The sequence below is a fragment of the Alysiella crassa DSM 2578 genome (assembly GCF_000745955.1).
Classification (GTDB): domain Bacteria; phylum Pseudomonadota; class Gammaproteobacteria; order Burkholderiales; family Neisseriaceae; genus Simonsiella; species Simonsiella crassa.
The window spans coordinates 23843-37069 of record NZ_JQKH01000015.1; the positions used below are offsets into that span (position 1 = coordinate 23843).

Annotated in this window: 15 protein-coding genes and 1 pseudogene; all 16 read left to right on the forward strand. The window is 47.2% G+C overall.

The features are described 5' to 3' along the window. Window positions 1–57 precede the first annotated feature (57 nt). Complete coding sequence (gene fabG / locus Q338_RS03950; RefSeq protein WP_034292186.1) at window positions 58–789, forward strand: 3-oxoacyl-ACP reductase FabG; 732 nt, start codon at window positions 58–60, stop codon at window positions 787–789. A 53-nt stretch (window positions 790–842) separates the two neighbouring features. After that, the gene (locus tag Q338_RS03955; RefSeq protein ID WP_034292188.1) at window positions 843–1280 is read left to right on the forward strand and encodes an acyl-CoA thioesterase; all 438 of its coding nucleotides are present in this window, start codon (window positions 843–845) and stop codon (window positions 1278–1280) included. A gap of 69 nt (window positions 1281–1349) precedes the next feature. Next, window positions 1350–1940 carry a LolA family protein gene (locus tag Q338_RS03960; protein ID WP_034292190.1) on the forward strand — a complete coding sequence of 197 codons (591 nt, stop codon included), beginning with the start codon at window positions 1350–1352 and terminating at the stop codon, window positions 1938–1940. Window positions 1941–1942: 2 nt separating this feature from the next. Then, the gene (locus Q338_RS03965) at window positions 1943–3568 is read left to right on the forward strand and encodes an AMP-binding protein (protein ID WP_051968473.1); all 1626 of its coding nucleotides are present in this window, start codon (window positions 1943–1945) and stop codon (window positions 3566–3568) included. Between the two features lie 34 nt (window positions 3569–3602). Beyond that, window positions 3603–5861, forward strand: a complete 2259-nt coding sequence (locus Q338_RS03970) for an MMPL family transporter (protein ID WP_051968478.1) — start codon at window positions 3603–3605, stop codon at window positions 5859–5861. Next, window positions 5858–6460, forward strand: coding sequence for a 4'-phosphopantetheinyl transferase superfamily protein (locus Q338_RS03975; RefSeq protein ID WP_051968474.1), 603 nt, complete (start codon window positions 5858–5860; stop codon window positions 6458–6460). Before Q338_RS03970 ends, Q338_RS03975 begins: the two co-directional genes overlap by 4 nt. Window positions 6461–6514: 54 nt before the next feature. Beyond that, a complete protein-coding gene (locus Q338_RS03980; RefSeq protein ID WP_034292195.1) occupies window positions 6515–7222 on the forward strand; it encodes a beta-ketoacyl synthase chain length factor in 708 nt (235 codons plus the stop codon). Beyond that, window positions 7204–7977: a lysophospholipid acyltransferase family protein gene (locus Q338_RS03985; protein WP_051968476.1), complete on the forward strand. Its 774-nt coding sequence runs from the start codon at window positions 7204–7206 to the stop codon at window positions 7975–7977. The genes Q338_RS03980 and Q338_RS03985 overlap by 19 nt, the downstream gene beginning before the upstream one ends. Before the next feature lie 144 nt (window positions 7978–8121). Further along, complete coding sequence (locus tag Q338_RS03990) at window positions 8122–8382, forward strand: phosphopantetheine-binding protein (protein WP_034292198.1); 261 nt, start codon at window positions 8122–8124, stop codon at window positions 8380–8382. A 4-nt stretch (window positions 8383–8386) separates the two neighbouring features. Beyond that, the gene (locus tag Q338_RS03995; protein ID WP_034292200.1) at window positions 8387–8644 is read left to right on the forward strand and encodes an acyl carrier protein; all 258 of its coding nucleotides are present in this window, start codon (window positions 8387–8389) and stop codon (window positions 8642–8644) included. Continuing rightward, window positions 8641–9180: a COG4648 family protein gene (locus tag Q338_RS04000; protein WP_034292202.1), complete on the forward strand. Its 540-nt coding sequence runs from the start codon at window positions 8641–8643 to the stop codon at window positions 9178–9180. The genes Q338_RS03995 and Q338_RS04000 overlap by 4 nt, the downstream gene beginning before the upstream one ends. 2 nt (window positions 9181–9182) lie before the next feature. Beyond that, window positions 9183–10289: an ATP-binding protein gene (locus Q338_RS04005; protein WP_034292205.1), complete on the forward strand. Its 1107-nt coding sequence runs from the start codon at window positions 9183–9185 to the stop codon at window positions 10287–10289. Further along, window positions 10279–11076, forward strand: coding sequence for a DUF4435 domain-containing protein (locus Q338_RS04010; RefSeq protein ID WP_034292208.1), 798 nt, complete (start codon window positions 10279–10281; stop codon window positions 11074–11076). The genes Q338_RS04005 and Q338_RS04010 overlap by 11 nt, the downstream gene beginning before the upstream one ends. Beyond that, complete coding sequence (locus tag Q338_RS04015) at window positions 11073–11783, forward strand: glycosyltransferase family 2 protein (RefSeq protein ID WP_034292210.1); 711 nt, start codon at window positions 11073–11075, stop codon at window positions 11781–11783. The genes Q338_RS04010 and Q338_RS04015 overlap by 4 nt, the downstream gene beginning before the upstream one ends. Before the next feature lie 223 nt (window positions 11784–12006). After that, entirely contained in the window at window positions 12007–12927 is a 921-nt protein-coding gene (locus tag Q338_RS04020; RefSeq protein WP_034292212.1) for an LpxL/LpxP family acyltransferase, read from the forward strand. A gap of 101 nt (window positions 12928–13028) precedes the next feature. Further along, window positions 13029–13227 (forward strand): annotated as a pseudogene (locus Q338_RS14355) (IS4-like element ISAba33 family transposase); the annotation flags it as partial.

Genomic DNA, 13227 nt, shown 5'->3' on the forward strand with positions numbered 1-13227 from the left:
GCTGCCTGAATATTTTATTTATTATTTAAAATTAATTATTTAAAATAAATTCATTATATGAAAAATCAACAAGTTTTAATCACAGGCTCTAATCGTGGCATAGGCAAGGCGGCAGCTTTGGCATTGGCGGCTGATGGTTTTGATGTGGTGGTACATTGCCGCAGTGGTCGCAATGAAGCGGAACAAGTCGCGCAACAAATCCAAGATTTAGGGCGCAACAGCCGCGTTTTACAATTTGACGTATCCGACCGCGCCGCGTGTCGGGAAATTTTAACCGCCGATGTGGAAGCGCATGGCGCATATTATGGCGTAGTATTGAACGCTGGTTTAACCCGCGACAATGCTTTTCCCGCCTTGAGCGATGAAGATTGGGACGGCGTATTGCGTACCAATTTGGACGGTTTTTACAATGTGTTGCACCCGATTATCATGCCCATGATTCGGCGGCGAGCGGCTGGGCGCATTGTGTGCGTGGCGAGCGTGTCGGGTTTGATTGGCAATCGTGGGCAAGTGAATTACAGCGCGTCCAAAGCGGGCTTGATTGGTGCGGCGAAAGCGTTGGCGGTGGAATTGGCAAAACGCAAAATCACGGTCAATTGCGTTGCCCCTGGCTTGATTGATACGGATATTGTGGACGAATTGGTGCCTGTGGACGAAATCCTCAAAATGATTCCAGCACAACGCATGGGTACACCCAAAGAAGTCGCGCACGCCATTTCCTTTTTGATGAGCGAACAGGCTGGTTATATTACGCGGCAAGTATTGGCGATTAATGGGGGCTTGTGTTAAGTTTCAGGCTGCCTGTAAATAAAATTTACCCAATTTAATCAAAGGATTAAATTATGAAAAAACACATTTTCTGCCGCCATCACATAGATTTAGACATTCCCTTTTTTGATGTGGACAGTTTATTTATTGTGTGGCACGGGCATTATGTGAAATATTTTGAATTGGCGCGATGTGCCTTTCTCGCTGAAATTGCGCATGATTACACGGTCATGCGCGAATCGGGTTTTGCTTACCCGATTGTGAAATTAGACGTGAAATACATCAAACCTGCCACCTTTGGACAAAAAATTCGGGTGGAATTGGCGGTGGTGGAATTTGAAAGCTGCCTGAAAATAGATTATCTCATCAAAGATTTAGCCACAGGCACCAAACTCACCCGCGCCAGCACCACGCAAGTGGCGGTACAAATCGGCAATGGCGCAATGCAATTTCAAACGCCAGATGATTTTCAGGCTGCCGTGCGCCGCTTTGCACAATTTAACGCGATTTAATGGGGGTGCGGATTACAATTCAGGCAGCCTGAAAATATCCCCATTATTTAAACCAAAAGGATTCAAACCATGTTTACCCCAAAATTATTGCTGACTGTTTCCCTGTTCGCCAGCGCGTCTGCGTGGGCTTTGACCCCAGCCGAATTAACCACGCATTTGCAACAACCTAACACCATACAAGGGCAATTTGTGCAACAACGTTATCTCAAATCTCTACCCAAACCATTGCAAACCACAGGGCAATTTGCTTTGCAAAAACAAATAGGTTTATTCTGGCATGTGCAAAAACCATTAGACGTGCAACTGCGTGTCCGCCCCAACGGTATCGCACAATGGGACAAAAAAACATGGCGCAACAGCAGCCAAAGCGGTCAAGCGGCACAAGTCAAATTGTTTATGGCGGTATTGGGCGGCAACACGCAGGAATTGAGCAAACAATTTGATTTAGACGTTTCAGGCAGCCTGAAACAATGGACACTCACTTTGCGCCCCAAAACCACTATCATGAAACAAGTTTTTCAAAACATCACGATACAGGGCGACCAAGTGGTGCGCCAAGTAGAATTACGAGAAAAACAAGGCGACCGCACCGTGATGAAATTCACCCAAACCCAAATCAATCAACCTTTAAGCGCGGCGGCGACAAACGCATTTAAATAATCATGTGGCTCAATGATTTACTCAACAATCCGCCGCCGAAATACCAGCCACTTGTAGCACAAACGGCGGCTTTGGTGGCGCAACTGAATGGCGCGCGTTCAGTTGCCTTATTTTTTGATGATACGGTATGTTTCACGGCGGCATTGTTGGCGGCGTGGCAGGTGGGGGCTGATGTGTTTTTATTGCCCAACCAACAAGCGGAAGCGGTTACTTGGGCAGCACAAGCAGAGATTTTATTGTCAGATACGCCGATTCAACACAAAAATAATATACTGATAAATTTCAATACATTATTACCATCACATACCCAGCCATTCACATTCAGGCTGCCTGAACAATCCACACTTTTTTTACAAACATCGGGTTCAACAGGCACAGCCAAAATCGTGCGCAAAACCTGCGCCCAAATGTGCGCCGAAGCCGAAGCGGTGGCGCGTGAATTGCCCAACCATTGGCAAAATCTCCCTGTATTATCAGGTATTTCGGCGCAGCATTTGTATGGTTTAACTTTTCGCGTCTTTGTGGCGTTGAAAATGGGCTGGCGCATTTCGGGCGAACAATGCCGCTATCCCGAAGATTTTACAGGATTATCCACGCAAACCTGTGTGTGGTTAAGCAGCCCAACGGTGCTATCGCATTTTGGCGAACAGCGCAATTGGGCGCGTTTGCGTGAACACCTTATGGGCGTAATCAGTGCGGGCGGTATGCTGTCTAAACAAACCATTGAATTATTTGAACATCAACTGAATTTACCCATTTTAGACATTTACGGTAGCACGGAAACAGGCGTGATGGCGCGGCGATGGGGCACAAGCCAACATCAATTATTACCCGATGTGGCAGCGCGTTTAGACGAACACGGTTGCCTGTGCGTACGCTCGGCGTGGTCGGACGGCGAACAAGTAACGGCAGACAGCGCGGAAATTTTAGACAACACATTGATTTTACATGGAAGAAATGACCGAATCATCAAATTAGCCGATAAACGCATTTCACTACACCAAATTGAAATGGCATTGATGGCTCACGATTTTGTGGCAGATGTGTCTTGTGCGCTGTGGCAAAATCGCGTGGCGGCGTGGTTGCAATTAAGCGCGGCTGGCGTGGCAGCGGTACGGCAATCTGGGCGCGTGGCGGCATTGGCAGCTTTGCGACAATCGCTTGTTTTGTCTATAGAAAAAGTGGCTTTGCCGCGTTATTGGCGTTTGACGGCAGACGCATTGCCCAGAAATTCGCAAGGTAAATTGGCAGCCGCCGAATTTAACCGTGCATTTTGCGAATCGCCCACGCGACCTGATTGGCAATTGGTGGCAGAACAGGAAAATGAATGGCATTTTTCAGGCTGCGTGCCGATGGATTTGCGTTATTTTTCGGGGCATTTTGCGGATTTTCCTTTGGTGGCTGGCGTGGTGCAATTGCAATGGGCAATGGATTTGGCGCGACAATTTGCATGGGGGCAAGCGGCGGTGGTGCAAATGGAAAACGTGAAATATCAGCAATTTATCCGCCCAAATGACGTGGTGGATTTAACACTGCAATGGGACGCGGGCAAGGGCAAAGTATCGTTTCGTTTAATGGTAGAGGGTCGGGCGTGTTCTTCTGGTCGGGCGGTTTTGCAGGCTGCCTGAAAATCATCTGAATGGTATTCTGATAATGAAATCCATGAAATTATTAAGCAAATCATACGCTGTATTGTGCATATTGCTTGCTGTTTGGCTGGGCGCACAATTTGTGCAACACACGCCCATTCAAACACAGCTTACCGCGCTTTTACCGCAACACAACACCAGCGACCCCGTGTGGCTCGCCGCCGACCAAGCGCAAGAAAAACAATTAAATCAGCAAATTATTGTGCTGGTGGGCGCAGACAATCCAGACAAAGCATTTGAATCAGCCGCACAAGTCGCACAACGATGGCAACAAAGCGGCTTGTTTGCGGCGGTGGACAGTCAAATTGAGCCAGATGTGGCGGCGTTGCGGCAATCATTGACCAGCTTGGGTGCGGCAACTTTGCCCGCAGAACAAGTCCATCAACTCTATGAAAATCCACAACAATATTTTACGGAACGCGCTGAAGCTGCCGCCAATCCGTTTTCAGGCAGCCTGTTGTCGCTGGAAGACGATTGGTTGGGTTTTTCACGATTTGTTTTGCAAAAACAATCATCTAGTCAATTATTATGGCACAACGAACACGCCATGCTCTACACCGAGCGCGATGGCAAAACATGGGTGTGGCTGCGGGCGCGTTTGCCGAATACGACACCCAATATTGCCCTATTGAACTTATTACACAAAAGCAAAACTCAAGCACAAGCCGAACATTATCAAATACTTGCCACAGGTGGCGCACTGTTCGCCGCCCACGCCAAGCAAAACGCGGAACGTGAAAGCAGCTTGATGTCGGCGGTGGGTTTATCGCTGACATTTGCGTTGTTGTTGGCGGTATTTCGCTCGTGGCGGGTGTTGGCGGTGGGTTTACCGTTGGCGGTGGGGGTGTTGGTGGGTTTGGTGGCGACTGTAGCGGTGTTTGGCGAAATCCATACGCTGACTTTGGTGGTGGGAACGAGTTTGGTGGGGGTATTGGTGGATTTTCCCTTGCATTGGCTTGCGCCGTCATTGTTCAGGCAGCCTGAAAATGCGTGGCATGGCGCGGAAAGTATGCGCCGCGTGTTACCCAGTTTTGTGATCAGTTTGGCAATTACGGTGTTGGGCTATGCGTTGCTGTGGTTCACGCCGCTTCCTGTGTTGCGACAAACGGCGGTGTTTTCGGCGGCGGCGTTATTGGGGGCGGTGGCGGCAACGGTGTGTTTTTTGCCGCCCCTGTTTGCGCGTTATCAAGCGAAAACGTGGCAGATTTCATGGGCAAATTTGTCCAATCATAATGTGGTGCGTCAATGGCGACTATTGGCGGCTATTTTGGCGATTTTTTTGTGTATCGGCGCAAGCAAATCGCAATGGCAAGACGATATTCGCCAATGGGCAAATTTGCCACCTGATTTATTGGCAGACGCGCAACACATCGCGCAAATCAGCGGCATGGGCGCAAGCAAAACAATTTTGCTACGCGCTGATTCTGCCGATAAATTATTAAAATTAAACCAACAAGTTGAACAAAAATTACACCAGCATGGGTTCACGCAAACCCAATCTTTACACCAATGGCTTTTGCCCAGCGATGAACAAATGGCGTTGAAAAATCAATTGGCAAAATTAGCAAGGCAGCCTGAACAATTTGCGCCTTTGGTGGATTTGGGTGTGCCACCCGAAACGGTGCAGGCTGCCTTAAATCAGGCGGCAAGTGCGCCTGTGGTGGCTTTGGCAGACAGTTTGGCTGCGCCACAAGCGGAAGGGTTTCGGGATTTGTATTTGGGGGAAATTTCGGGGCAATTTGCGTCTGTGTTACGCGTGGGCGGCGATGATGTGGCGGCGGTGGCGTTGCCCGATGGCGCGATGTGGCTAGATAAACGCGCACATTTAAATCAGCAATTTAGCGAAACGCGTTTTCAGGCTGCATGGTTAAAAATACTGTCGTTTGCTTTGGCGTGGGTGATGTTGTGGTGGCGATTTGGCTGGCGACGTGGCAGTTTGATGTTGGCGGTGGCGGTGGCGGCGGTATTGGGGACAATTGGTGCTTTGGGTTGGCTGGGGGTGGCGGTGGGCTTGTTTGCCATGTTTGGCTTATTATTAGCGGCGGCAATTGGGGTAGATTATGCGGTGTACACGCTGACTGCGCCCGAATCCAAAACGGCGCGATTGGCTGGCATCACATTGGCGGCGGCAACCACGTCTATTTCCTTTATTTTACTGATGTTCAGTACCACGCCTGCGGTGGCTTCGTTTGGTTTGAGCGTGGCGATTGGGGTGGGCTTGAGCTGGCTGGGGGCGGTGGGTTTGTTGTGCGGGCAAACGGATAAGCCATGAATATTTGTATTTATTACGCCGCGCCCGATTTTGCGGTGTGGTATGACCCCAACCGTTTGTCTGCCGCCGACCAAGTTCGCATGAAACAATCTTTGGATTGGCGCACCAGTCGGGCAATCCAAAACTATGTGCAACAAGAAAACGGTGTATTCAGCCATTCACATGGACACGCCCTTTATGCGGTTTCCGATGTTTCAGGCAGCCTGAAAACGCGTTTTGGGGTGGATTTGGAATATGTGCAAACCCGCGAATTTGCCACGTGGCACGAACAACAAATTATCAGCGATGATGAACTGATTTTTTTGCAACAATCATGTTCCCCCATCAATTATTACGCGCTGTGGACACTCAAGGAAAGTTTGATTAAGGCGAATCATGGCGAATGGGCAGATTTGGCAAATGTGGGCGTGATGGCGCGTGATGGGCAATGGTGTTTGCACGCGCATGGGGTGGGCAATTGGCAAGGTGCTGTGTGGCAATTGGGCGAGTTTGTGATAGCTGCGGTGTGGCAAGACGCAGATGTGTTCATTGAATGGCGTGGATTGGGGGCGTGGTCGGCGGAACATCCGCGTGAATATTGGCGGTTTCAGGCTGCCTGAAAATTCTAAATACACCTGTTATAATTCACAAAAAATCATTTCACTTAAAACAACATGAATTTTCATTTATCCAAATGGCACACCGTTTCCACGCGCCTACACACGCCGCAACATTGGCACGACTGGGCGCACGGCATACTGAATCCCAACACGCTTGCCGACACCGCCCCCGAACTCCCCTTTCTGCCCGCCATGCAACGCCGCCGTTTGAGTTTATCCGCACGGCTGATGTTTCAGGCTGCCTACGAAGTGGTGGGCGAACAACATTGCCCCACCGTTTTCGTTTCCCACGATGGCGAATTAAACCGCAGTCTTGCATTATGGCAAACCCTGTTGCGCGAAAACAGCGTGTCGCCCACATCATTTGGTTTATCCGTGCATAATGCGCTGGTGGGGCAATGGAGCATGTTGCGCGGCGACACCAGCGAAAACACCGCACTCGCCGCCCAATATGACGGCTGGGAACTTGCCATCGCCGAAGCGGTCGCCTTGTTACACGAAGGCGCAAAACAGGTTTTGGTCATTGCGGCTGATGAACCTTTGGGGCAGCCTGAAATTCATGCCACACGCGCCCCGTTCCCCTATGCAGTTGCCGCCCTATTGCAACACGGCGATGATTGCACACTTACCCGCCACCCCCACACCCAAACCACAGGCGATTACTGGGGCGCACTCCATTGGACAAAACACATGCTGTTACCCAAACACCATTTCACTCAACACTACCCAACGAGCGCGTGGCAATGGCACATTACACCCTAAACCAATATTGGCGACTGTTTGCCAGCGCATTGGGTTTTGTGATTTTTGGCGTATGTGGCGTATTGTTTAAACTCATCTTGTTGCCCTATCAACCTAAAAGCTACGCCCCATGTTCAGGCAACCTGAACACCCAATTAGCCGCCCGCCGTTTGGTGAATCGCTCATGGTTTTGGTTTACCCAATATTTAATTAAAATGCGGATTGTGGAAGCCCATTTTCACGGCTTTGACAAACTTGGACGGCGCGGACAATTAATTCTCGCCAACCACCCATCATTGCTGGACGTGGTGTTTATTTTAAGCCGTATTCCCGAAGCCAATTGCATTGTCAAAACCGATTTATTATGCAACCCAGCCATGAATAGCCAAATTCGCGCGTGCGGCTATTTGCCCAATCGGGAAGACCTTGATTTTATAGAACAAGTCCACGAAATTTTGCAAAATCAAACCCTGCTGATTTTCCCCGAAGGCACGCGCACAGGTTGGGACGGCGAAGTGAAATTTCATCGCGGCGCGGTGTCCATCGGTTTACGCAGCGCAAAGGTGATTACGCCGATAGTGGTCAAAATGTCGCCACCTAATTACAAAAAAGGGCAAGCATGGTACAAAATTCCCCTGCAAAAACCCGTGTATCATTTTACCGTAGGCGATGATATTGACCCGCAAACATGGTTGGCAGAAAAACCGCTTCCCATTGCAGCGCGGCGACTGAATGATTATTTACAGGATTATTTTAATCAACATTCAAAGTGTTAGCATTTTTCAGGCTGCCTTACAATACGCAACCAAATATTGAATACGGCGTAGGGTGGGTGTAAACCCACCGAAATCGTTAATAATCACTAATGGTGGGTTTACACCCACCCTACACAATTTTTACCCACAACGAGAAAGCAAAAAATGAGCAATTTAAATCAAGAAATCAAAGAATTAATCATCAACAGTCTCGGTTTAGAAGACTTAACTGCCGCCGATATTGACGACCACACTCCCTTATTTGGCGATGACGGTTTGGGTTTGGACAGCGTGGACGCACTGGAACTGGGTCTTGCCGTACAAAAACATTTTGGTTTTCAATTGGATAAAGAAAATCAAGAATTGCGCGACAGTTTCGCCAATGTCAGCAGTTTAGCGGCATTTATCAGCAAAATGAAAGGATAAGTTTATGAATGAACAAGAAATTCGCCAAATTTTATTGGACGCATTGGAAAGTCTATTTGAAGTGGACATCAGTCAAGTGTCAGGCAGCACCCATTTATACGAAGATTTGGAAATTGACAGCATTGACGCGATTGACTTAATTGACCACATCAAACGTCAAACAGGACACAAATTGCAAGCCGAAGATTTCCGCGCTGTGCGTACGGTGGACGATGTGGTCGCCGCCGTATTAAAAAAGCAAAATCAACAGGCTAACTCATGAAAATCCTGCTCGGCATACTGCTGGGCGTGGCGAGTGTGGCGTATCCTTTGCTGTGGTATTTTGGGCGCGAACAGGGCTGGTTTGGCTGGCTGGCGGTGGCGATGTTGCTGCTGTGGCTGATTCGCGCCGCCACGCAACGGGATAGGGCACAAAAGTTGGTGTCGCTGGCGGTGGCGGTATTTTTTGCGTTGGTGTTGATGTTCAGGCAGCCTGAAAGCATGTATTGGTATCCTGTGGCGGTGAATGTGTTGATGTTATTCGCCTTTGGCAGCAGTTTGTTTGCCAAACAGAGTTTGATTGAACGGCTGGCGCGTTTGCAAACGCCCGATTTGCCGCCAAGCGGTGTCGCCTACACGCGCAAAGTTACGCAGATTTGGTGCGTGTTTTTTGTGCTAAACGGTGGCACGGCGGCGGTGTTGGCGTGGCTGGGGTGGCATGATTGGTGGGCGATTTATACGGGCATTGTGGCGTATATTTTGATGGGTTTACTGCTGGGCGGTGAATTTTTGTATCGTAAGTTGATTTTGAAGGTGTAAAAATGAAAATTGTGGAAATTCATACGCATAATTTGGGCGCAGTACCTAATGGCAAATTATCATTGATGAACGATTGGCGCGGCGAAGTGGAAAATCGGGTGCTGCTGACGGGCGTAAATGGTTGTGGCAAATCTACATTATTGCGAGCAATTGCGATGATGTGGGAGGCGTTGGGATATTGGTTGGAACACAAGAAAATTCTGCCTGAAAATCATCATAGTGCGAATTATTTTGAAAAATGGGGTTGCAGCATTGCAATTGTTTTAGATGATGTTACCGATATTACGGGTACATCAAAACAAAAAATCGGCTTGGTATTTGGCGACCAAGAATGGTTTCATCAAACGGAATTGAATAACAGGATAGATATTGAATGGATTGGGGAAACATATCAAGATTTCCTTATTTTGTGTGTGGTTGAAACAAGGGAAGAACGTCAATCTGATAATCCCTTATCCTTTCTGCTACCCACAGCCAACTGGTTTGAAACATGGTCGCACAAACGCAAAGCATTGATGATTTCAGACAGCATAAAAGGTTTACCCAATATGATGTATTTAGACGCAGAAGAACGCCGATGGGTTAAACCTACTGAAAATGTTGGCGAATTTTATGCTGATTTGGTTTCACAGCGTTGGTTAGCTAAATATTTGGTCAATAAAGATTGGCGTGGTCAATTAGAAGCATCTTTGATTAATTTGAAAATTTTAGATAATGACAAATTCAATGTAACCATAGATAAATTAAACCAATTTTTATCTGATAAAAAAATATTAAAAAAATTATCTGAATATTCTAATCGCATTGATGTGCAATTGGGGAAAACGTCATTTGGTCTAGACGAATTAAGTTCAGGCGAACACCAAGTGTTAATTATGTTATTTTTGATGTTGCGTTGGTTAAATAAAGGCGGGATTGTATTGATTGACGAACCCGATTTGTTTTTGCACCCATCGCTGGTGTCAGGTTTTTTGTCCACGCTGGAATTGGAAGCAGAACGGCTGGGGGCGCAATTAATCATCACATCGCATTCTGATGATGTGTGGCGGCGATATGAAAATTTTGGTGTGCGGATTGATATGAGCGGAGGTGAATATAATGTCCGCTAAAAGAATATCGAAAATTCAAGAAAAAGCGGCAAATAAACAGGTTTTCTTGGTAGAAGGTACAGACGATGTGGCAATGTGGGAAAAGTTTTTTACCTTGTATCAAGCAAATTGGGCGGTCAATTGGCATATTGATTATGCTGGGAATAAAAAACAAGTCGTTTCCATTTTAAAAATGCAAACCAATTGGTATGGCATTATTGATACCGATGAATGGCAGCCTGAAAAAATCCGCGAACTGCAAACGGAAATATCCCATTTGTTTACCTTACCACGCTATTGTGCCGAAAATTATTTGATTGTACCAGATGAAATTTGGGCGTGTTTATCTCCAAATGAGCAAGCAAAAATTGGCGATTTTGCTGAATGTGAACGCGTTTTGTTGCGTGATTTGAATCAATATGTGCGACATGGTGCGCTGTGGTTTGTCATCAATCCACTTTGGGAAGGCTTACGGAGCAAAGGGTTTAAAGAAGATTTATTGAACATTGAAAATGCACAAAATCAACAATTTATCCATGACAAATTACGCGAATGGCATGATTATTTACAACCTGAAAAAATTGAACAGGCTTTCGCTAATAAATTGGCAGAAATACAAGGCAAGCAGCCTGAAATATTGCTTAAACACCATATTCATGGCAAAAAATTTTTTGAAAATGTGATTTGCAAACAATTTAATCAATGGTTTGGGCAACAAAATGAAACGCATATTCGGCGAAATTTAATCAGGTATATGAAACAATTACCCGATGATATTCTCCCCATTTTCCAAGAGATAGGTTTATGAAACTCGTCGCCCTAATCCCCCACTACCGCCACATCGCCACCCTACCCACCGTAATTGCCGCACTCCGCGCCCACGATTTGCCGATTATGGTGATAGACGATGGCTCTGGCGAAACATATCAATCTGATTTAAAAGAGATTTGCTGCGAAGCCCAATTATTCAGGCTGCCTGAAAACGGTGGCAAAGGACACGCCATGAAATACGGTTTCCGCCAAGCCGCCGCACAAGGCTACACCCACGCCCTACAAATTGACGCAGACGCACAACACACCCTACACGACATTCCCAAACTCATCGCCGCCGCCCAAGCCACACCACACGCCGCCATTTGCGGTCGCCCGATTTATGGCGATGACGCCCCCAAAGCGCGATTGTATGGGCGCAAAATCACCGATTTTTGGAACATCATTCACACCCATTCGTGCCAAATCAAAGACGGCATGTGCGGTTTTCGCATTTATCCACTTGAAAACACATTGAATATTTTAGACAGCGAATACATCGGCGAGCGCATGGATTTTGACAATGAAATTTTGGTTCATCTGTATTGGCGCGGCGTGCCTTTGGTGTGGGTGGACACGCCTGTACGTTATCAAGATGGCGGCATATCCCACTTCCGCGCATGGCAAGACAATGTTTTGATTAGCAAAATGCACAGCAGATTGTTTTTTAGAATGTTGCGGCGATGTGTGGGTTTAGGTAAATAATATTTCAGGCAGCCTTTCGCTACCCTACAAAAAATGAAATACTGCCTGAAATCGTTGAGATACAGCAATCTCACCCCCTCTCCTTTGGGAGAGGGCTGGGGAGAGGGAACAAGGGAACAGATGAGCGGTAGACAAAAATTTTTAGGGTAATGAAATGAAAGGCAGCCTGAAAACCTACTCACTCCACAATAAAATAAAAAAATCAAAAAATACAAGGAACACCATGACCCCAGCCGAACATTGGGCAAATCAACATGAACGCGGACACGCCCTATTTCTCAAACTCACCGCGCTAATGGTCAAGTATTTGCCTGTGTGGATAATGCGCCTGTGTACGGCTATTGTATGTGCTTATTTTTACGCAACTTCTGCCGCACAACGCCGCCATATTCACCAATACCAAACGCGCCTAAAACACAGTTTCCCCACTTGTAGGCTGCCTGAAACGTGTGCCGTGTATCGCCAATTTGCCACATTTGGCGAAGCGATTACCGACCGTTTCGCCGTGTGGCAGCACAAAATCACTTACGCCGATTTGGTGCTGGACGACCGCGACGATCTCTACGCCGACATCCGCGACCACTCGGCGCGTGGACAAATTTTTATCTGTTCACATTTGGGCAATGTGGAAATTTGCCGCGCTTTGGTTTCCCATCATATTGGTTTTAAAATGAATGTGTTGGTACACAGTCGCCACGCCCAAGCCTTTAATCAAGCCCTAAAAAACGCAGGCGCAAGCGACATCCATTTAATCCAAGTCAGCGAATTAGACGGCGCAAAAATGCTGGAACTCGCCAACCGCCTAGACGCAGGCGAATGGCTGGCAATCACCGCTGACCGCATTCCCATTCGTGGCGAAAAAACGGTGGCGGTAAACTTTCTCGGCGACACCGCACAATTGCCACAAGGCGCGTGGCTAATGGCACAATTATTGAAAGCCAAAACCAACACCTTGTTTGTATTAAAAAAACAGGGTAAATACCATTTGATTTTGCGCCGTTTTGCCGATGTGCCAAATGTGAAACGCGCCGACCGCGCCGCCGCCATCGCCGCCCACGCCCAGCGTTACGCCGATGAATTGGCGCAACACGCGGCAGACGTGCCATTACAATGGTTTAATTTTTATGATTTTTGGGCGGAATAAATTCAGGCTGCCTTTCAGTACACGACAAAAAAAGTACAATAAAAAAAGAAGTCCGCATCAATTCAGTGGTATCGTATTAATTTTCTCACGACTAATCCAATATGACTGAATTGAGCGAACTCACCCATATCGTAACCAAAACTTTCAAATGGCACAAGAGCCACGTTATTGTTTTTGTGTATTTATTGTGTACCATTGCCATGCGGCAGACCTGTAATTTGAGCAAATTGGCAATGTTTTTCCCTGATGCCAAAGCCACAAGCACCTCTTCCTATCGCCGTATCCAACGGTTTTTTAAGG

Coding starts and splice junctions, on each gene's coding strand:
- Q338_RS03975 (WP_051968474.1), top strand. CDS start 5,858: ATGAATATTTGTATTTATTACGCCGCGCCCGATTTTGCGGTGTGGTAT.
- Q338_RS04005 (WP_034292205.1), top strand. CDS start 9,183: ATGAAAATTGTGGAAATTCATACGCATAATTTGGGCGCAGTACCTAAT.
- Q338_RS03990 (WP_034292198.1), top strand. CDS start 8,122: ATGAGCAATTTAAATCAAGAAATCAAAGAATTAATCATCAACAGTCTC.
- fabG (WP_034292186.1), top strand. CDS start 58: ATGAAAAATCAACAAGTTTTAATCACAGGCTCTAATCGTGGCATAGGC.
- Q338_RS04015 (WP_034292210.1), top strand. CDS start 11,073: ATGAAACTCGTCGCCCTAATCCCCCACTACCGCCACATCGCCACCCTA.
- Q338_RS03980 (WP_034292195.1), top strand. CDS start 6,515: ATGAATTTTCATTTATCCAAATGGCACACCGTTTCCACGCGCCTACAC.
- Q338_RS03985 (WP_051968476.1), top strand. CDS start 7,204: ATGGCACATTACACCCTAAACCAATATTGGCGACTGTTTGCCAGCGCA.
- Q338_RS03965 (WP_051968473.1), top strand. CDS start 1,943: ATGTGGCTCAATGATTTACTCAACAATCCGCCGCCGAAATACCAGCCA.
- Q338_RS04010 (WP_034292208.1), top strand. CDS start 10,279: ATGTCCGCTAAAAGAATATCGAAAATTCAAGAAAAAGCGGCAAATAAA.
- Q338_RS03955 (WP_034292188.1), top strand. CDS start 843: ATGAAAAAACACATTTTCTGCCGCCATCACATAGATTTAGACATTCCC.
- Q338_RS04000 (WP_034292202.1), top strand. CDS start 8,641: ATGAAAATCCTGCTCGGCATACTGCTGGGCGTGGCGAGTGTGGCGTAT.
- Q338_RS03970 (WP_051968478.1), top strand. CDS start 3,603: ATGAAATTATTAAGCAAATCATACGCTGTATTGTGCATATTGCTTGCT.
- Q338_RS03995 (WP_034292200.1), top strand. CDS start 8,387: ATGAATGAACAAGAAATTCGCCAAATTTTATTGGACGCATTGGAAAGT.
- Q338_RS04020 (WP_034292212.1), top strand. CDS start 12,007: ATGACCCCAGCCGAACATTGGGCAAATCAACATGAACGCGGACACGCC.
- Q338_RS03960 (WP_034292190.1), top strand. CDS start 1,350: ATGTTTACCCCAAAATTATTGCTGACTGTTTCCCTGTTCGCCAGCGCG.